The organism is Nostoc sp., assembly GCF_036917455.1.
GTDB lineage: Bacteria > Cyanobacteriota > Cyanobacteriia > Cyanobacteriales > Nostocaceae > Nostoc.
This window is the reverse complement of sequence record NZ_JBALDK010000229.1, coordinates 1-18,862: the sequence shown is the minus strand read 5'-3', so window position 1 is coordinate 18,862 and position 18,862 is coordinate 1. Positions and strand designations below refer to the sequence as shown.

The following is an 18,862-nucleotide window of genomic DNA, read 5'->3' as shown; positions in this document are numbered from 1 at the left end:
CAAATTATCACCCGCAAATCTATAGAGAATGCTATTTCTGTAATTATGGCGGTGGGTGGTTCCACCAATGCAGTGTTGCATTTTTTAGCGATCGCTCGTGCTGCTAATGTAGAGTTAATCCTGGATGACTTTGAAACAATCCGCGCTCGTGTTCCCGTTTTGTGCGATTTAAAACCAAGTGGGAAATATGTCGCTACAGATTTGCACAAAGCTGGTGGCATTCCCCAAGTCATGAAGATGTTACTTGTACATGGCTTATTGCATGGTGATAGTCTGACCATTAGCGGTCAAACCATTGCAGAGATATTAGCAGACATCCCCGAAGAACCATCTGCCAATCAAGATGTGATTCGGACTTGGGATAATCCGATGTATGCTCAAGGACATTTAGCCATTCTCAGAGGTAATCTGGCAACAGAAGGGGCTGTGGCTAAAATTACCGGGGTGAAGAAACCAGTAATTACCGGCCCCGCACGGGTGTTTGAGTCGGAAGAAGCCTCTTTAGATGCAATTTTGGCAGGTAAAATTCAAGCTGGTGATATTTTGGTTATCCGCTACGAAGGGCCCAAGGGTGGCCCTGGAATGCGGGAAATGTTGGCTCCCACCTCAGCAATTATCGGTGCTGGTTTGGGTGATGCGGTGGCATTAATTACCGACGGGCGCTTTTCTGGTGGTACTTATGGCATGGTAGTTGGTCATGTTGCCCCAGAAGCAGCAGTTGGTGGTGCGATCGCTCTTGTAGAAGAAGGCGATAGTATTACGATTGACGCACCGGCTCGTTTATTGCAGTTGAATATATCCGAAGAAGAATTAGCCCGTCGCCGTGCCAATTGGCAACCCCCCGTCCCCCGTTATACCAAAGGTGTTTTGGCTAAATATGCCAAATTGGTATCTTCTAGCAGTATTGGTGCTGTGACAGATTTAGATTTGTTTTAAATGATATGAATTACCTACACTGACCTGATGGTACGGTGTAGGCTTTCCAATTCATTCAATGTGCAGATAGTTGTTTAAATCCATCAGCAATGCTACTGATTTGAGTACTGTTATCCTCCATTTTACCCCATCCAATTCTGAGAGAAAACGATCCCTAAATTTGCCAGAATTTACGTAAGGGCGATTGCCACAACTTCAACATATTTTCACGAAAAACATTTTTTAGCGCCCAAAAATTAAAACTTTTAAGAAGTCATCACTTGCACCTTTGACACTGGAGTACATAGCTTCAATAATGTTCTTACGTAAAAATCAGTAATTGTATAAAACTCTATTTGATTTTTGCTAAATATGCTGATAACCAAAACCAGATGGGGCTAGTTTTCAGTCAGCTTGGCTTTGAAAAATCAAATGGAATTGCTATATAAACTGGCATTCATAGGGTTGCATTATGCTTTTCTCAAATTCAACAACTAGTTTAAAAACTAGCAAAAAAAATAATAAACTAGGCACAGTTTTTTGGACTAATACTAATATTCTGCTACTCACTGGATACTTAATCACTCTCCCCATTTTTACACTGATAACTTTATCCTTATTATTGCCCTTATTCACTGCTAGCTTCTTCGCTTCTACTGGAACCTCGTACTACTCTACATCGATCCCTTGGATAGATAATGCATCTGAATGCGAACATACTGGGAGAAACTGGCGCGATCGCAAATGCTGGGATAATAAACACAATCCCATGTTCTAAATAGATATCGCACAATTGCCTAATTTTACAAAACAGGCTAACAACCTTGGAATTAGATCAAAATAGATATGTAGCCTGTTGTTTGTCCAACCTTGAATCAACCTAACTTCGTGCGTAATCTGCAAGAAACTCATTTAAATCGTGCCCGCGCCAGTCTCAGACAAGCGCTGTCTTGGTATGGATATCTTCGCAAATCAGGACAGTTGTCATCTAACCCAGAATTGGCAGGTTTGATTAAACCAGAATTGGAAGCTTTGAATTCCACACTCAACAAGCTGGACTCTAATGTTATCAGAATTGCTGTTTTTGGTTTGGTGAGTCGTGGAAAGTCAGCAGTTTTAAATGCTTTGCTGGGAGACAAAATTCTGCAAACTGGGCCCTTAAATGGTGTCACTCAATGGCCCCGTTCAGTGCGTTGGCAGCCAGGTGGTAAGGTACTAGTAGAGTTAATTGATACCCCCGGATTAGATGAAATTGAGGGCGAGTCACGGGCGTTTATGGCGCGAGAAGTCGTGCATCAGGCGGATTTAATTTTGTTTGTCGTATCTGGTGATATCACGCGCACTGAGTATCAAGCACTGCTGGAATTGAGGCGATCGCAAAAACCCCTGATTTTAGTATTTAACAAAATAGACCTTTATCCAGATACAGACCGGGGAGCGATTTACCAAAATTTACAACAATTGGGTGCTGGACATCCCGAAGCGAAACCTCTACTACCTGATGAAATTGTGATGGTGGCGGCGGAACCCGCACCTATGGAGGTGCGGGTTGAGTGGCCTGATGGGCGTGTCAGTTATGAATGGGAGACACCACCACCCCAAGTAGACGAACTCAAAGAGACAATTCTGAATATTCTGAATCGGGAAGGGCGATCGCTTCTGGCTTTAAATGCACTCATCCAAGCACGGGATGCAGAAGCGGCGATCGCTCAAAAAACCATCGAATTACGCGAAAAAGAAGCTGAAAATATCATTTGGCAATTTACCAAATACAAAGCTTTGGCAGTAATGCTCAATCCCATCGCTTTCTTAGATATCCTTGGCGGAACTGTTGCCGATTTAGCTTTAATTCGCGCCCTCGCTAGATTATATGGTTTGCCGATGACTAGCTATGAAGCCGGAAAAATTTTAAAAACGATTTTATTTAGTTCTGGTGGCTTACTACTGGGGGAATTAGGTAGTAGTTTTCTTTTAGGTTTAGGTAAAACTACGGCTGCAATAACCAGTGGTGATAATCCCAGCAATATTACTGCTTTTGCTGGCAGTGCGATCGCTCAAGCTGGTATCGCCGGTTATGGTGCATACTCCGTTGGCAAAGCCGCCCAAGTCTATCTCGAAAAAGGTTGCACTTGGGGACAGTTGGGCGCTAGCAGCGTCATTCAAGAAATTTTATCTCAAGTCGATCAAAATACAATTCTGTATCGCTTGCGACAAGAGCTAGGCATAAAATATTGATAATAAATAAGTTTTATTAAGTATTTGTTACCGTTTACAAGTGTTTATGAACTTCTATCAAGCTCTTCTGACAATTGACTGACATTCTGAATTTGGGATGCAAGATTAAGGGAACAGATTGCAGGGAACAGGCTATAAGAAATAAAACTATTGCCTATCCCCTAATATCTATCTGTATAAATTAAAGGTGAAAGGATCATGACAACTACCTTAAACTCATTTGAAACTGCTGGGGCGGCAAATCTTGAAGAAGCGATTACTGAAGCCATTACTGAAGCGCGGACAACTTGTGAGCTAGATGGTAGTAATTCTGCGGGTTGTGCCGTAGCCTGGGACATTGTGGAAGAATTGCAAGCAGAGAAAGCCGATCAACAGCAAGCAAAATTAAAGAAAACCTCTTTGGAAAACTACTGCGATCGCCATCCAGCTTCTGTAGAATGTCTAATCTACGACGTTTAACTTTTCCGTAAATCAGTTATTGCTGATTGTGTTATCTGCTTAATTGCTTCTAAATCAAGTGGTGGTATTTCACTGTCTATTCCCAACCACAGCAGATATTCGATATTCCCAGCAGGGCCAGTGAGAGGCGACCAAGTTAAGCCTTTGTATTTCCATCCTAATTCATGGGCTGTTTGCAACACCTGGAAAATGGCATCAGCTTGGTCGTTTGGATCTCGCACAACGCCTTTTTTACCCACACGGGATCTGCCAACTTCAAACTGTGGCTTGACTAACAACACAGCTTCTCGGTTAGCTTGAGTTAGTTGCCACAAAGCAGGCAGAATTTTAGTTAAAGAAATAAACGATACATCAACTACCGCCAAATCAGGAATCGGGTCATTTTCGCCATATAACTCATCTGGTCGTAGTTGCCGTAAATTGGTGCGTTCCCGCAAAATCACCCGCGAATCATTTCGCAACCGCCAGTCAACTTGTCCGTAACCGACATCAATGCCGTAAACTTGTTTTGCTCCAGCTTGCAAGAGACAATCAGTAAAACCACCAGTAGAAATTCCACCATCTAAACAAATGCGCTTTACTACTGGAATGGCAAATACTGATAAAGCTTTAGAGAGTTTTTCACCGCCTCTAGAAACAAAGAGCGATCGCTCTTTAATTTTTATTTGAGCTGCAATATCAACTTCTGTACCAGGCTTATCAACTAACTGCTGATTAACAGTAACTTCCCCCGCCTGAATTAACCTCTGTGCCAAGGCGCGAGAAGAACATAAATTTCGCTCTACTAATAGTGTGTCGAGTCTCTGTTTAGCCAATTAACTAGACTCTCCTGGTAAGATTAAAGCCAAAGCACGATTGATAATTTCTTCTTGGTTAACCAGCTTTTCTAATTCTTGGGCTTCATAACGACCTTCTTCTACTTCTAGAGAAGCCTCATCAATGGCATTTAAATAGGCTTCTGCTAAGATTTCTAATAATTCTTCTGGTGCAAGATAATAGCCTCCAGCTTTACGCCGCTTGTTTTCCCTCTGAATTTCCCGAACCGAATTCCGAATAGAGACTTCCCAAGAGCGAGTCGTGCGATTTTCAGCTTGTTGTTTAATCAGATGCAACAGCAAAATCACTGCATAGCTACGAATCGTCTTGATGATATCATTTCGGCTCATCTCTGTTAATTCTTCAACTATAATCAATGCTCCTTGAACATCGCCTTTAACAAGCAGGTCTTTCAGAGTTAATAATTCTTCCATAATCAGCGCCTCAAACATCGGCAACTTCTATTGTGGCTTATAGGGGTTCTAGTCTAGATAAGATAGGCTAATGCGTTTCATCTAGGAGCGATCGCTACTTAATATATTATTCTTTGCAAATACACAATATTTAGATAGTTAAGATACAGCAAAACCCGTGTATTGCCGTAGTTCAGCAGGATGGAAACCCAAAACAATATCTTCGCGCAAGATACCTGCTTCTAATAATACCTCTGCTACTGGATAGGTGCGATCGCTAATTCAAAATATCACCTATTCATCCTCATTATAATTAAACATTAAAACAAATTTTTGTTTAGGTAAAACTAACATAGGTAGATATATAGGATGGCCATCCCATTTCTTACTTTTTTCACCTTTTTGATAGCAAATAATTAACGTTGGCACATCGGGATATTTTTCTTTAGCCTCTAATGACCACCTACCTGAGCCGAAGCCAAACATCCACTCAAAAGGGTCTTTTCTCGTCATATCTAATCCTTGATTATTATTTCTTTCACCTCTACGAACATTTAAACGACCCTTTGTCATGCCCTTTGATTTTATATCTGTTAATCCTTTGATAATACGTTTATCTTCCCATTTTTCCGATAGGACATAATGGCTTTTCGTATGATTGAGTATTTTAATGATAAATTCTATATCAACTTCATAATATTGATTATTGTCTTGGTAATTTTTTAAAATGTTCTCAATTTCAAAGAAATTATTCTCGATTTCACCTTTTTTATAGGCTGGGCTTTGAGGGAAAATTAATGAACCTGGTACTAATACATCAATTACTGAAGGATCTAAAACATTAGAGCGAGTTGGTTTAAAATTTCCTCCTATCCAAACAGGTTGTAGTTTGATATTATGAATATCATCTCCAATTGCTTGCCGCATACCTTCATCTGCTTCGTGAATAGAACGAAAAGCGTCTAATATATGTTTTGATAAAAAGAGGCGAGTTACATCTTTTAATTGTGGACGATAACCATACATTCGAGCGTGTTGATGAACTGTATCCATTACTTTTTGTTTTGCATCTCGCCCATAATAAGTTACCATTAAACCATCAATCGTTACACCTCTTCCTAATCTATTACCCCCAATTAATATGTTCATGCCAGGATTGTAGTTAGGCTCTTTCTCAGGGTTATTTGCATTAATTATTTTAGGAATTGCACGTCTTAGTTGAATCTTTAACTCATCTATAAGTTCAAGAATTGGAGGTAAATTATCAGCAGTTTTGTTTAGCTCATTGTAAGCTTGGTCTAACCATTTTATAGCTTGTTTATTCTCCGTATCTGAACTCTTTTCTCTAATTGCTTGATCTAAATTAATTACAAATTGACTAATCACTTTTTCTAAAACACTATGAATATCTTGCTTATAACAAACATGAGCAAGAAAAGAATATTTATCATCTTCTTTTCCAGAAGATAACATTTTGTAGATTGAACCTAAAAAGAAGCAACAAAGTGCAAGTCGTAATCCTTCGGGAATTATCCATTTATTTCCCGGATTTATTGTACCTTTTTGTTTCTTAAGTTCGTTAATTTCTCCAGCATCTACAATACAAGAGTAGTTACTTTTCTCCGCAAAAAATAATTCACCTCCCATATAATTATCTCCCGGCTCTGGTAATGCGGCACAAAATTGTGGCTTACAAGGCTGAAAGAGCTTTTGTAATAATAAACTTTGAGGAGTTGCTGTAATTTGAATATAAATATGATTAGCAACCTCTTGACGAATTTTACCTATCGTCTCAAAAATTCTACTATCATCAATTGCATCTTTTCCTTTTTTAGCTTGTTTAGATTCATTCGTATTTAAACTAGCGTTATCCGCTTCATCATCAAAAATCAAAGTAGGAACACATTTAATTTTTGCTGCTCTTAAAACCTTCAATAAATTATCTAAGTGATGACCGTTTTTTGTAGAAACTAATACAACGCCTGTATCTTTTATATAGGGTGCAATTTTAGTTTCTGCAAAACCATCAGGGTCTTTTTTCCATGCTTCCCAATCAAAGAAAACAGGGCCTGCTTGAACTTGATTATTAAAACGATTAGCTGTTTGTTTTCCTAACCATGTATTATCAGATGTTAAAATAATAAAACAGCGAAAATTATTTTCATGAGCCAGTGCTAAAGTTGCAATGGTTGTGTTAGTCTTACCACTTTGAACTCGACCATAAATAAGTCCGGTTGTACCATTAGGAATAGGGTCTTTTCCCTGATAAAGTTGGCTCACTAAGCCTGTACTATTTTCCCCTACATCACCATTACCAAAATTCTCTGAATAAACTCTGACACAATTTTGGACAATTTCAATAGCGGTTTCTTTAAGTTTATTCGCTTCTTCTTTTTTGATTGTTTTCTCTAATTTCTTAATTAATCTATCAATACAGTCGCCATTAGTTTTAATCTGAGTGGGTATCATAGGTTATTTGATGTTGATAAAATTACGTCAGGCCAATTATTTTGAGGTACTGTCTGTTCTAAGGGAACTCTCCCCGTACCTTTAACATAATAACTTCCTCTTGGTTCTCTTTTTACAGAAACACGCTGCTTGGCTAAACCTTCACTAGGATCAATAATTGTCCATAGTTGTTTTTCTGATAGACAACAAACGCCATCCCGATGACAAATCAATGCTATAAAAAGCTTGACATCAGGATAAGTGTCACGAAATGTTGTCAGTGCATTTTCTTCTTGTGAACTGAAGCTAAATGACCATGAAGAAGTAGGTTTTTTTGATATTTTAAATAGAATAGCTGATTCTTGATCTGAGCTTTTTATAGTATAAAGAGATGAATGAATATAAGATAAATAACTGATAGAGATATAAGATGTTCCTTTGAGGAGTCGAAGAAAAGCTGCACCATGCAGAAATTCTAGATCATTAATACTCATAGAACTATTGCCAAAAATTATTTATACCAATAATAAACATCATAAGAGTGCGTATAAAATTTTTCCAGTACTTACTTTCGTTGTAATACAATTAATTTGTCAGACGACAAATAGTTTCTTGCATTAAAAAAAGTAAACGCACCTTGCCAATCAAGCCAAAGTGCGATAGTTGTGATTCGACTTATGCGAACTTTGTTTGTATCATTCCGCGATTTTTTGCCACCAGAGCTAGATGCTAAATATCGATCTCGCTCAACTCGCGTGTGATGTGATCGAATGGTTCATCTACAAAAGCAGTATTAACCACACCTGCTGCTACTACTTGCTCTTTAATCAGATCCTTGAGAATCTGGATACCGCGAACCGTAGGTCCAATAGGCACTCCTAAAGAATTGTAAGTTTCCCGCAGTCCTTGCAGCACACGCTCATCCAATACATTTGTATTCCCAGCAACCAGCGCATAGGTGGCGTAGCGCAAGTAGTAATCTAAATCGCGCAGACAAGCTGCATAACGACGAGTTGTATAGGAATTTCCACCGGGACGGATCAATTCTGGTAGTTCTTCATATAACTTTAAACCAGCCTGCTTGACAAGTGCAGCCGCATTAGTATTGATTGCCGCCGCCGCTTGGACTCGGACTGTACCACTGTCAAAGTAAGACTTCAGGCTATCGATCGCATTCCGGTCAAAATACCGACCAGCTAAATCATAATTCTTAATTAAACTTGTTACCGCATCGCGCATTCTTTTTTCTCCCAATCCTTGCTATTTATGGTTTGATATTTATTTGGCTGCACTTATGCACCAGTAAATTTTTGTGCTATTTAAAATAGATTCAGCACAAAAACAATCTATCCACTATTTAAGGATTTTATGTCAAAGTTGACCCCTATATGATGAACTTTCCAGTTTTGTACAGATGAACGCTGAAAGGTTAATATAACCTGATAATCCAGATATCTGTAACAGAAGCTACAAAATACGCTAATGTCTACTATTTAAGATATTTCTGGTGTGTCACGGTCTGATTGAGATCAGCAGGGTTAGGATGCAATGTAAGATTCTGGTTTACTTTAGGAAATTGGTAGAGAAGGAGTAACAATGACTACACCAAAAGAACTCTTGAAGAGAATTCAAGATGAAAAAATTCAACTGATTGATCTCAAATTCATCGATACAGTAGGAACTTGGCAGCACCTCACACTGTTCCAAGACCAAATCGATGAAACTGCATTCACTGATGGCGTACCGTTTGACGGTTCTAGCATCAGGGGTTGGAAAGCAATCAACGAATCGGACATGACGATGGTACTCGACCCCAACACTGCTTGGATCGATCCATTCATGAAAGAGCCAACGCTAAGTATAATTTGTAGTATTAAGGAACCCCGCACAGGCGAATGGTACAACCGTTGCCCACGCGTTATTGCCCAAAAAGCAGTAGATTACCTAGTTTCCACTGGTCTTGGTGATACAGTCTTCTTTGGCCCGGAAGCTGAGTTCTTCATCTTTGACAGTGCTAGGTTTGCCCAAACTGCAAACGAAGGTTACTACTTCTTAGACTCAGAAGAAGGTGCTTGGAATTCTGGGAAAGCCGGTACCGATGAAAAACCCAACTTGGGCTACAAACCACGCTTCAAAGAAGGTTACTTCCCAGTTGCACCAACGGATTCTTTCCAAGATATCCGCACAGAAATGTTGTTGACAATGGCAGAATTAGGTGTGCCCATTGAAAAACATCACCATGAAGTTGCTACCGGTGGTCAGTGCGAACTGGGTTTCAAATTTGGGAAGTTGATCGAAGCGGCTGACTGGTTGATGATTTACAAATATGTCATCAAGAACGTTGCTAAAAAATATGGCAAAACCGTTACCTTCATGCCAAAACCAATTTTTGGCGATAACGGTTCAGGAATGCACTGTCACCAGTCCATCTGGAAAGGTAGCCAACCTCTGTTCGCAGGTGATAAGTATGCTGGTTTGAGCGAAATGGCGTTGTATTACATTGGTGGTCTTCTCAAACACGCCCCAGCGCTGTTAGCAATTACCAACCCTAGCACCAACTCATACAAGCGCTTAGTACCCGGTTATGAAGCACCAGTCAACTTGGCTTACTCCCAAGGAAACCGTTCTGCTTCTATCCGTATTCCTTTATCTGGCACTAACCCTAAAGCCAAGCGTTTAGAATTCCGTTGTCCAGATGCTACATCTAACCCCTACTTGGCATTTGCTGCAATGCTTTGTGCTGGTATTGATGGCATCAAGAACAAAATCCATCCTGGTGAACCCTTGGATAAGAATATCTATGAACTATCTCCAGAAGAACTGGCAAAGGTTCCTTCAACTCCAGGTTCATTAGAATTGGCATTGCAAGCACTGGAAAAAGATCACGCCTTCTTGACCGAATCAGGCGTTTTCACGGAAGACTTTATCGAAAATTGGATTGACTACAAGCTAGGTAATGAAGTCAAGCAGTTGCAACTACGTCCTCATCCCTATGAATTTTACCTCTACTACGATGCTTAATTAAGGATCGTATCTAACTAAAATTAATAAGTTTCGCCACCCTAGAGTAAAGGGTGGCTTTTTTTCCAGAGTTGTCAGTTGAGATATTCACTCAAAAAATCCAGCTTAAAACTCTTGAAACTTAGCTCATGGAAGCGTGGCTGGGGCCATAAATCATCCGAGTGCTAGCATCTACCTTCCCTTGAATTGGGTTCCAGTAGTGCGCTGCTTCTTCAGGAAGACCAAGTTCTTGTGCAGCCCGCATCAGTATTGATTGTTGGCGATTCTTGACTTGCTGATGTTCGCGCACCATTAACGCACGAGATTTATCTGCGATAGACATAACCATAGTCCTCTCTATTTTGTGAATATATAATTTTTGGTTGATCTATAAACTAATATAGCAAAGATTCTGTAACATAAGCTACTTTTTACATAAATTCATGTTTCCTTTTGCTGACAATATGAAGTATTTTTTTCTGAATCTCGAAAAATCTTCCCTAAACCTTTGATGGCTAAAATCATCTGACCGAAGAGCCAGGGAGCAGGGAGAGAGAAAATCGTTTTGATTCGGTGAAATTGGATAATTTATTTCTTGGAAGTCCCTTATCTCACCTGGCAGCTTTTATCTTTCCGACAGAAAATAATTTTTTCGTTACAATAGTTTACATAGAAGTAATCAAAACTTAAGCTATTTTTATGCCTGAGAGTTTAACTAAGCTGACTTATCAAACCTTTCAGCAGAGCAAAAATTACTTTGGTCTGGCTCACAAAATATTAAGTTCACAGTTGAGGAACCTGGTGTCCCCGACACTTGAACAAAAGACCAAACCCATCCCAAATGAGATTTTAGTCAAGCTTCAACAGAGATTGAACCAGCTGCTGGAGACAGACTGGCAAGATGCCCAAAAAGGTGTCTACCCGGAAAGTTTATTGTTTGATAACGCCTGGCAAGACTTTTTTTCCTACTATCCTCTAGTGTGGCTAGATTTTCCTCAAATCTGGGAACGGGCTAAACAACAGAATTACCAAGATTTTTCGCCCGAAATTGACACAGATGGTTATCCCAGTTACTACTTGCAAAACTTTCATCACCAAAGCAATGGCTATTTGAGTGACTTGTCAGCCAATTTATATGACTTACAAGTAGAAATTCTTTTTGGTGGGGCAGCTGATGCGATGCGGCGGCGAATTCTTGCTCCTCTCAAGCAAGGGCTGAAAGCAATTGATTCGGTTGCACCACGGCAAACCCGTATTTTGGACGTAGCTTGTGGAACTGGGCGGACTTTGAAGTTAATTCGCGCAGCCCTGCCTGAAGCATCTCTGTTTGGCACAGATTTATCACCAGCTTATTTGCGGAAAGCAAATGAACTATTATCCCAAATTCCGGGAGAACTGCCCCAACTTTTGCAAGGGAATGCCGAAGAGTTACCTTATGTAGATGACTATTTTCATGCTGTAACTTCTGTTTTTCTCTTCCATGAGTTACCAGCATCTGTACGTCAGACAGTCATTGAGCAATGCTTTCGGGTAACAAAACCAGGCGGAGTCTTTATTATCTGTGACTCAATTCAGTTGAGTGATTCGCCTGAGTTGGAATATATGATGGACTCTTTCCCTGAAACTTTCCATGAACCTTATTACAAGCATTACACCACTGATGACTTGATAGAACGGTTACAGAGAGTAGGCTTTGAGAATATTGAGATGCAAGTCCATTTTATGAGCAAGTATTTTATTGCTCATAAGCCAGCTTGAGCTAATACCTCTTCATTGCTTTTTCTTTAAGTAAACTTTACCTAAAAAGGGCAGATGCAAAATTTTGCATCTGCCCTTGGGTGTAGAATAATTAAGATGAGTGAAACGATCTGGCAGATCCTTCTTAATATTTATTTCGTCGCAAACCATTTACGAGAAGAACGAACCAGGTTGCAAGAGTAGGTTATAAATAGTAATATTTTTTGCCAAGTGCAATAAACCTATACTATTTATGCGAATCTATATCCTAGATAAGCTCAAATGAAACGAAAAGGACTTTATGCTTCGGTAAAGGACGCTAAACACCCTTCAAAGCGAAGATCCATTAGTTGCTCATATAGAAACCAGTTACTCGATATATGAGAAGAAACCTATTGGGGAATAAAGTGAAGTTACCTGAAGACTATTTCCTCAACAAGCAAAATGTTTTAATTAGATGTGTTTTAGATTAACTAATAGCCTAAGTAACATTTATTTGTAGAGCCGTTGAGGATTGGGATGCAGAGCTTCCCAGGAATAGGATGCAACAGTCATGTAGCTTTTGAGGAGTGGTTAATGCTGTCGATCAAGGCACTTAATTTGATTTGCATTTTGATCGCCAAGATTAAGACCAACTTATGATATACAAAGCTTGCAGTTGAAATACTAAGCGATCGCTGAAGATTTTCGTGTGTCAACTGTATATATCTCTGCCAGAAAAGCTGTGTGAAAGATGTTAACACAACATCGTGTTTTCTGGTAATTTGGTTCTTTTGGAAAAAGAGGCATTATCCTACGGTAGTTAACCCACAACATAGGTAATTCCGAATTTTTGCGTTACTTCCCTACGCCCACTACCGCGATGACGTGGCGCATCATCTGGATTTTGTTCAGATGCTGCCGAGAGCCACTGTTCCGAAACAGGCGTGGAAAGTAGCCCAGTTGATAAGTGATTGACCATTGCTTGGCAGTTAGAAGCTAAGGGGCCGAACACCAGACTCGATACTAAAAGTGAAATGGCAGCACGCATAGCAAATGTCTATTTTGGAACTCTCCACTTCACTGATACTTAGCTTTTTGATTAATATCCGGACAATTCATCAAAAAGTATTCTGTTTTACTGAAAATAAACTCTTCTTATCCTCCGTTTAAATGTTCGACTAGTAACCAATTACTAAAGTGGTTGTAACGACCCCACAATGTAACTAATTGTTTGTGAGGATAAGCGCTTAATTGCTCGTCAATATGCGATCGCAAAGTCACAAGCTGCCAATTTTGCCCTTGATACGCGGCTGGTGCTGTGACAGCAAATCTGTATTCCTGCCGATCCAAACGGGAGAAAATGCCTTTGAAACAGTTACTTTCCCTAATTAATGTCTTGTCAAAAGCAGAAGGGTACTCATTCTCCGATGGGCAAGGGCAATAACCACTATCTGGATAGGCTTGTGGGTTATTTAAGTAATACAGTTGCCAGTGCAGCCAATCCGAACGATTGGGTGGAAGATTAAATAAAGGAATAATTGCTGTTTTTGAGCGATTATCCTCTAATAAAGCTGTTTGCAGCGCCCGAACAGATAAGTCCCTTGGCTGGCAGTTTAACTCAACACACATCGCTGCTGCCATTCCTGCTGCTTGACCAATGCCCATAACCACAGGTTGTAATCTGGTAGCGCCATTGGCAATATGGGAGACAGAAATGTTCTTTTCACAAACCAAGAAACCATCTGTAGTGGCTGGGATTAGGGAACTGTAGGGAATTGTAAAGGGAGTTCCAGTCCAACGTCCGCCCCAACGGATAGATTTTGGTTGCAGTGATAATTGAACACCAGGATAATGATGGTCATTGGCATAGTTACCAACTGCGATCGCTTCGCAAACGCCAAGGGCGAACGCATCATTAAATATAGATGCAACTCTCCCTTCAGCGATCGGCAAAATATCCTGTTCTCGGACAGTAGTTAGCCCCACTAAGCGGCGGCTTTCGCGGTAATAAGGATGCAGTGCAAAAGCTGTAGAGGCGTGAGGAAATACTTTTTCTGCTAAACCATAGCGGCGACCAAGCTGATTTTGGATAAAATGGGCAAAATTTTGGCTGTGCCAGCGAGATTCTTGAATGAATTCACCTCTACACACATCTGACTCTATCAGCCGCCCTACTCCTTGGCCGTAGTCATTGCCACAGATTGGCCAATTAATCATAAATCGCCCATCAGGCAAACGTCCATAATTCAAAAAGCGCAAACCTCGCGCGTCCGGGTCTCCCGGCGTGAGAGTTTGCAAGACTGTCTCTGCTCCATAGGCATCCCAAGCGCCTGTAAACTCTGAAGGATTATAGTTAGGGGCCGCTGGAATTTCTGGTGCCGCAGCTACGCCCGTCGTAGACATCGCATCACCAAAGTCTTGCATAATTACTACATAAGTAGGCGCTTGCACTGGATATCTCTTGGTGAAAGAATTAAAACCCACTGGGGCGCTGGGTTCTCCCCATTCAGATTGCAATTCCCAGCCCCAACGGTAAGGTATCTCAGCTAAAGCTAATAAATCTCCTAATTCTGTGCCGTCGAGAATAATTTTGGCTGTGACAGCAAAATCAGCAAAGCGCACACCAGTAATAGAATTACCTTGGCGGAACACATCTATTGGCACTTGTCCAGAAATCCAGTGCAGATTTGGCAATTCCTGCACCCAATCTGCAAAAATCTCTGCCCCAATTTGAGGATCGTAACTAAAAAAGCTTACCCAACTATTATCTAATCCTCCGGGCTGTCGTTGTCGCAATTCCTGTAAAAACGCACCCCATAACCCCGTTTGAAAGGCTTCTAATTCGTTACCATCGGGTGCAGAGACTCCAGCCGAAGTTAGCATTCCTCCTAACCAAGAAAATTCACTTACCAGAATCGTTTTGGCTCCCCGTCGCGCCGCTTGGATAGCAGCCGCAGTGCCTCCAGTTCCACCACCGACAACTAAGACATCAGCTGTGTACGTCTGATTAACCATTGCTTAACCTCACTGGAGTTTAGATATTCTCCCCAGATTATGAGTCCTATAGCTTGGCATTAGACAAGTTGACTCTCCCTGACATCATTGGTAAAAACTTAAAATAAAGTACCTTTTGTCAATCAGTTAAAATACTCAAAATATTTTCAACAAAAACGATCGTCGCGGCTGAAGAGGTGAGGTGTATATATTCCAATACGGTTCAGTGAAGCGTTTTTTCTTTTCTCTGTACCTCTGCGGTAGACTGCGGCAAGCTGCTTTGCGTCTACGTTAAAAAAACTGGCTTTTACAAAGAATTTTTACCTTACCTGAACGGCATTGATATATATTCAGGAATTTGTCTAGATTATTATTGAGTTACTCCCACGCAGCCTGAAAAAAGTCGCGCTCGCAAAACATAGCATAACGATAGGTTGAATGCACAACAGAATTGGTAGTGGCATAATTGTCAACCAAATTTTCTAATTGTTGTGTTAGTGGTTGAAATTCTGCGCTGCTGTAAGTACGAATCCAGTCTGCATATTGATGATTAGGGATACCATTACGAGCTAATTGTTCTCCCAAAAAGGCATACAAACGCATACAGGGAGACATCGCCGCCGCAGTTAAACCCACATCTCCACTCCAAGCAGTTGCTAACAAAAAGTCAGTATAGCGGCGGGTGGCGGTTCCAGGTTCCACAGAATGCAAATTGACTCCCCATTGAGAAGCATAGCCACTATGCAGCCGCAGTTCTTCTAAAACTCCACTAGCTAAGTTATGAAATGTGGTGAAACCTAACCAGTCTGGTGCTTTAGCTGCGGCGATACTGTACGCACGGGCAAAAGCTTCTAAGAAAAAAGCATCTTGCCCTACGTAGTAAGCAAATTTCACCTGCTCAAGAGTACCATCGCCAATGCCTCGAACGAAAGGATGCTCTAAGCAAGCTTGAGCTAAGTCTTGATTTACTACCCATAATTCATTAGATAAAGTCATTTGTCATTTGTCATTTATTTTATCCTCTCAAAAAGGAAACACTTAAAAAGGGAAGAATTGGAGTAAGACTGAGCCAAGACTTCCCAAAAAGTCAACGAAACTGGGACTACCAGTGCTTACTTGATCGTTTACGGGTGTTTTCAGTTCTTTAATAAAAGCCTGGGCTGTTTGTGTTCCAGAGGTATTGTTTTGGGATGTAAATAACTTTTCGGCAACTTGGGCATCTTGGAATGCACCTTGTCTATCTAGTATTTGGTAACGGGCGACACCACGAGCTAAATAAGCGCCTGCAAATTCTGGTTTAATAGCGATCGCTTGATTAAAATAATCGATTGCTTGCTGTTGGTTGCCTTTTTGCCCTTCTGCTATGCCTAAAGCATAAAATTCATCTGGTGAAGCAATTTGTGATGGGATACCAACTGCACCTTGGAAGTTAGCACCATTTAGGTAAGCACCTTTCATTTCTGCATTTGCTAGATAGGTATTTCTCAAATCAGTACCCGCCAAATTTGCCCCACTAAATTTAGCTTCGCTGAGATTAACACCAAATAAACTAGCGCCACTCAAGTTTGCACCTCGCAAATCTGCACCGCTCAAGTTTGCACGACTGAGGTTAGCACCTGTGAGATTAGCACCGCTCAAATTGGCTCCAGATAAGTCAGCCATCACTAAACCTGCGTTAGTCAAATCACAGTTTTGACATTGTTTGGTTGCCAATAATTGTCTAACATGTTCAGAATTTGCCGCTTGTACGCTTGTTGTCAAACTAATGGTGGTTAAAAATACGGCTGCACCGAGAATTTGGTTCTTCATATTCGCGTAATATTTATTACTCAATATTCAACACTAACTGAGACGGATTTATACCTCAGCATTATGATATGAGCAATCTCAATAATTTGACCTCTGTAGTTACCTATATTACTTGTAAGTTTGAGTATAGTACTTATAGGTTGGGTTTAATACACCGTGTTTACCAGGCTACACCTTCTGGTGCGTCTGCTAGGCGATCGCATTTCCGCATTGTAGAGAAATAACCAAGCTATCAATGTCAAGCAAAATGATGTATCTCCACAATAGTCAAAACTGAGGTAACAACACTAAAGTCTGTGCAAAATATCGTTTAAAATCAAGCATCTCTAACATCCAAATAATCACGATTTTCTTTAATCAAGTAAATCAGTTAAGCCGTGGTAAAAAGAGAAATTTGCTCTTGTATGCACTGATTTTAAATAAATATGAGACTATAGAAACATTAAAGCAGTCAAAAAAACGTGAGTCAGCAAGACAAACTCTTAGAAAAAATTATCTCTGGGACTTCTGATACAGATATCCCTTTCGCCCAACTGTGGCAACTCTTATATACACTAGGCTTTGATGAACGGATTCGTGGCGATCATCGCATTTTTGTCAAAGCTGATGTTGAGGAAATATTGAACTTACAACAAAAGAGAGGGAAAGCCAAAAGCTATCAGATTAAACAAATTCGTGCAGTAATTATCAAATATAAGCTAGGAAGTAAAAATAATGTTTCGCTATGAAATTATTCTCTACTGGAGTGAACTAGATCAAGCCTTTATTGCGGAAGTACCAGAATTGTCAGGTTGTGCTGCTGATGGTGATACTTATCAAGAAGCCTTGTACAATGTAGAATTAGTTATGCAGCAATGGATAGAAACGGCCAAGGATTTAGGGCGTTCAATTCCTCAACCTAGACCGCGTTTGATGTATATTTAATTGATACACCAACCAAGTCAAACTGAGTTGTTAGCATCATCAGAAATATTTGGCACTATCTACCATAATCGTATCTATAGGACTCATATTTGATTTTTGAAATACACGTAGGGTGCGTTAGCCTTTGGCATAACGCACCACTCCGAATTTTAGGTGCGTTACGCTACGCAATAACAGACCCTACACATACTTAGATTTGTGAACGAAATTAGGTATTGTAAAGTGTGTTAGAACGGAGTTCGTAACGCACTATTATCATGGGTTTGATGCGTTACGCTGTTGCTAACACATCCTACGTATATTGTCAGATATTGTCAGAAATCAAACCGGATTCCTATAGCAGTTCTAAATCATTCGTGAAAACTTAAATACCCGACTTATTTAATAAATTGAGTATTGTGTAGTTGAAAATGTTAGTTACTGGCAACCTTACAAATTACCATAATATGTGATTTGTATTTATCGGTACTATATTGAATAAGTTCTAATCCAGAACGTTCTAGTTCTTGCAAAATTTGGGGGATTTCATATTTATGATGTCGCCAAATAGTAATTTCTTCTCCTTCGGAAATTTCAATATTTTTATCTATCCCCGTTAGACTAAAGTTTATAGTGTAATCATGATGGAATTTCATGTTGGCAACTATACTATCGGTTTTTAAATCATACTTTCTCACCAATTCACAATCTTCAGACTTAATCCCAATCTTATTTTTAACCCATCCATATATTTCTTCTACATGATACTTGCAGCCACCTCTGACGTTTCCATCCCATGTAGAGTTAGAGCCAATTTCATTAGTGAACACCAGGAAATCATTTTTTTCCATACTATCTCTAAAGTTCTTGAATACCCGATCTCGATTTTGATGATTTCCAATAGTAACGCCTAAGTGTAAAAATATTTTTGCTTTATTTTCAATATCGGCTTTATTATGGAATAAACTTTTGGGTATAGAACTATTTTCTATATCAATTGGAGAACTTATAAAATCGACTTGAGGAAACCATTTTTTTAAATTATTTTTGGATACATCAAGTAATTCTTCACTAATATCTAAGGCAATATATTTATTAAGTTTATTTAATTTATTAAGCTTTTGAATAAAATCTTTTGCAGGATATGAATT

General features: G+C 39.9%; 20 protein-coding genes. 8 read left to right on the top strand and 12 right to left on the bottom strand.

Features of this window, described 5'->3' with window-relative positions:
* From V7K42_RS25445 to V7K42_RS25435, 3 genes are all read left to right on the top strand, one after another.
* A partial coding sequence (locus V7K42_RS25445) for a dihydroxy-acid dehydratase domain-containing protein (protein WP_334920024.1) occupies nucleotides 1–936 on the top strand: 936 nt, incomplete at its 5' end.
* 867 nt (nucleotides 937–1,803) lie between these two features.
* A complete protein-coding gene (locus V7K42_RS25440; RefSeq protein ID WP_334920023.1) occupies nucleotides 1,804–3,150 on the top strand; it encodes a GTP-binding protein in 1,347 nt (448 codons plus the stop codon).
* 198 nt (nucleotides 3,151–3,348) lie between these two features.
* Complete coding sequence (locus tag V7K42_RS25435) at nucleotides 3,349–3,609, top strand: Calvin cycle protein CP12 (protein WP_094341625.1); 261 nt, start codon at nucleotides 3,349–3,351, stop codon at nucleotides 3,607–3,609.
* Here the strand turns inward: V7K42_RS25435 and V7K42_RS25430 are convergent.
* The 6 genes from V7K42_RS25430 to apcB all read right to left on the bottom strand — a co-directional run bounded on the left by V7K42_RS25430 (nucleotide 3,606) and on the right by apcB (nucleotide 8,525).
* Nucleotides 3,606–4,424 (bottom strand): TlyA family RNA methyltransferase, encoded by an 819-nt coding sequence (locus tag V7K42_RS25430; protein ID WP_334920022.1) that lies wholly within the window; start codon nucleotides 4,422–4,424, stop codon nucleotides 3,606–3,608. The two genes, V7K42_RS25435 and V7K42_RS25430, sit on opposite strands and share 4 nt — an antisense overlap.
* Nucleotides 4,425–4,859, bottom strand: coding sequence for a DUF29 family protein (locus V7K42_RS25425; RefSeq protein ID WP_334920021.1), 435 nt, complete (start codon nucleotides 4,857–4,859; stop codon nucleotides 4,425–4,427).
* A 138-nt stretch (nucleotides 4,860–4,997) separates the two neighbouring features.
* Complete coding sequence (locus V7K42_RS25420; protein WP_334920026.1) at nucleotides 4,998–5,120, bottom strand: element excision factor XisI family protein; 123 nt, start codon at nucleotides 5,118–5,120, stop codon at nucleotides 4,998–5,000.
* Between the two features lie 12 nt (nucleotides 5,121–5,132).
* Entirely contained in the window at nucleotides 5,133–7,307 is a 2,175-nt protein-coding gene (locus tag V7K42_RS25415; protein ID WP_334920020.1) for a Z1 domain-containing protein, read from the bottom strand.
* Nucleotides 7,304–7,780 (bottom strand): hypothetical protein, encoded by a 477-nt coding sequence (locus tag V7K42_RS25410; protein WP_334920019.1) that lies wholly within the window; start codon nucleotides 7,778–7,780, stop codon nucleotides 7,304–7,306. The genes V7K42_RS25415 and V7K42_RS25410 overlap by 4 nt, the downstream gene beginning before the upstream one ends.
* Before the next feature lie 235 nt (nucleotides 7,781–8,015).
* Entirely contained in the window at nucleotides 8,016–8,525 is a 510-nt protein-coding gene (gene apcB / locus V7K42_RS25405) for an allophycocyanin subunit beta (protein ID WP_334920018.1), read from the bottom strand.
* A 357-nt stretch (nucleotides 8,526–8,882) separates the two neighbouring features.
* On the opposite strand from apcB, the gene glnA reads away from it, so the two are divergent.
* Nucleotides 8,883–10,307, top strand: coding sequence for a type I glutamate--ammonia ligase (gene glnA, locus V7K42_RS25400; RefSeq protein ID WP_334920017.1), 1,425 nt, complete (start codon nucleotides 8,883–8,885; stop codon nucleotides 10,305–10,307).
* Between the two features lie 121 nt (nucleotides 10,308–10,428).
* Here glnA and V7K42_RS25395 read toward each other — a convergent pair whose 3' ends face one another.
* Complete coding sequence (locus V7K42_RS25395; protein ID WP_334862466.1) at nucleotides 10,429–10,629, bottom strand: hypothetical protein; 201 nt, start codon at nucleotides 10,627–10,629, stop codon at nucleotides 10,429–10,431.
* Between the two features lie 356 nt (nucleotides 10,630–10,985).
* Between V7K42_RS25395 and V7K42_RS25390 the strand changes: the two genes are divergently transcribed.
* Complete coding sequence (locus tag V7K42_RS25390) at nucleotides 10,986–12,044, top strand: class I SAM-dependent methyltransferase (RefSeq protein ID WP_334920016.1); 1,059 nt, start codon at nucleotides 10,986–10,988, stop codon at nucleotides 12,042–12,044.
* Between the two features lie 781 nt (nucleotides 12,045–12,825).
* On the opposite strand, the gene patX is transcribed toward V7K42_RS25390, so the two are convergent.
* From patX to V7K42_RS25370, 4 genes are all read right to left on the bottom strand, one after another.
* On the bottom strand, nucleotides 12,826–13,053 hold the full coding sequence (gene patX / locus V7K42_RS25385) for a heterocyst-inhibiting protein PatX (protein WP_334920015.1): 228 nt from the start codon (nucleotides 13,051–13,053) through the stop codon (nucleotides 12,826–12,828).
* A gap of 107 nt (nucleotides 13,054–13,160) precedes the next feature.
* Nucleotides 13,161–15,020, bottom strand: a complete 1,860-nt coding sequence (locus V7K42_RS25380; RefSeq protein ID WP_334920014.1) for an FAD-dependent oxidoreductase — start codon at nucleotides 15,018–15,020, stop codon at nucleotides 13,161–13,163.
* A gap of 357 nt (nucleotides 15,021–15,377) precedes the next feature.
* Nucleotides 15,378–15,995, bottom strand: a complete 618-nt coding sequence (locus V7K42_RS25375; protein WP_334920013.1) for a TenA family protein — start codon at nucleotides 15,993–15,995, stop codon at nucleotides 15,378–15,380.
* Nucleotides 15,996–16,037: 42 nt separating this feature from the next.
* Nucleotides 16,038–16,808 carry a pentapeptide repeat-containing protein gene (locus tag V7K42_RS25370; protein ID WP_334920012.1) on the bottom strand — a complete coding sequence of 257 codons (771 nt, stop codon included), beginning with the start codon at nucleotides 16,806–16,808 and terminating at the stop codon, nucleotides 16,038–16,040.
* Between the two features lie 68 nt (nucleotides 16,809–16,876).
* On the opposite strand from V7K42_RS25370, the gene V7K42_RS25365 reads away from it, so the two are divergent.
* The 3 genes from V7K42_RS25365 (at nucleotide 16,877) to V7K42_RS25355 (ending at nucleotide 17,732) form a co-directional block, all read left to right on the top strand.
* Entirely contained in the window at nucleotides 16,877–17,032 is a 156-nt protein-coding gene (locus V7K42_RS25365; RefSeq protein ID WP_334920011.1) for a hypothetical protein, read from the top strand.
* Between the two features lie 237 nt (nucleotides 17,033–17,269).
* Complete coding sequence (locus V7K42_RS25360) at nucleotides 17,270–17,536, top strand: type II toxin-antitoxin system HicA family toxin (RefSeq protein WP_334920010.1); 267 nt, start codon at nucleotides 17,270–17,272, stop codon at nucleotides 17,534–17,536.
* A complete protein-coding gene (locus V7K42_RS25355; RefSeq protein ID WP_442938631.1) occupies nucleotides 17,523–17,732 on the top strand; it encodes a type II toxin-antitoxin system HicB family antitoxin in 210 nt (69 codons plus the stop codon). The genes V7K42_RS25360 and V7K42_RS25355 overlap by 14 nt, the downstream gene beginning before the upstream one ends.
* A 413-nt stretch (nucleotides 17,733–18,145) precedes the next feature.
* Here the strand turns inward: V7K42_RS25355 and V7K42_RS25350 are convergent.
* Nucleotides 18,146–18,862 (bottom strand): L-histidine N(alpha)-methyltransferase (locus tag V7K42_RS25350; protein WP_334920009.1); only part of this gene is annotated, 717 nt, incomplete at its 5' end.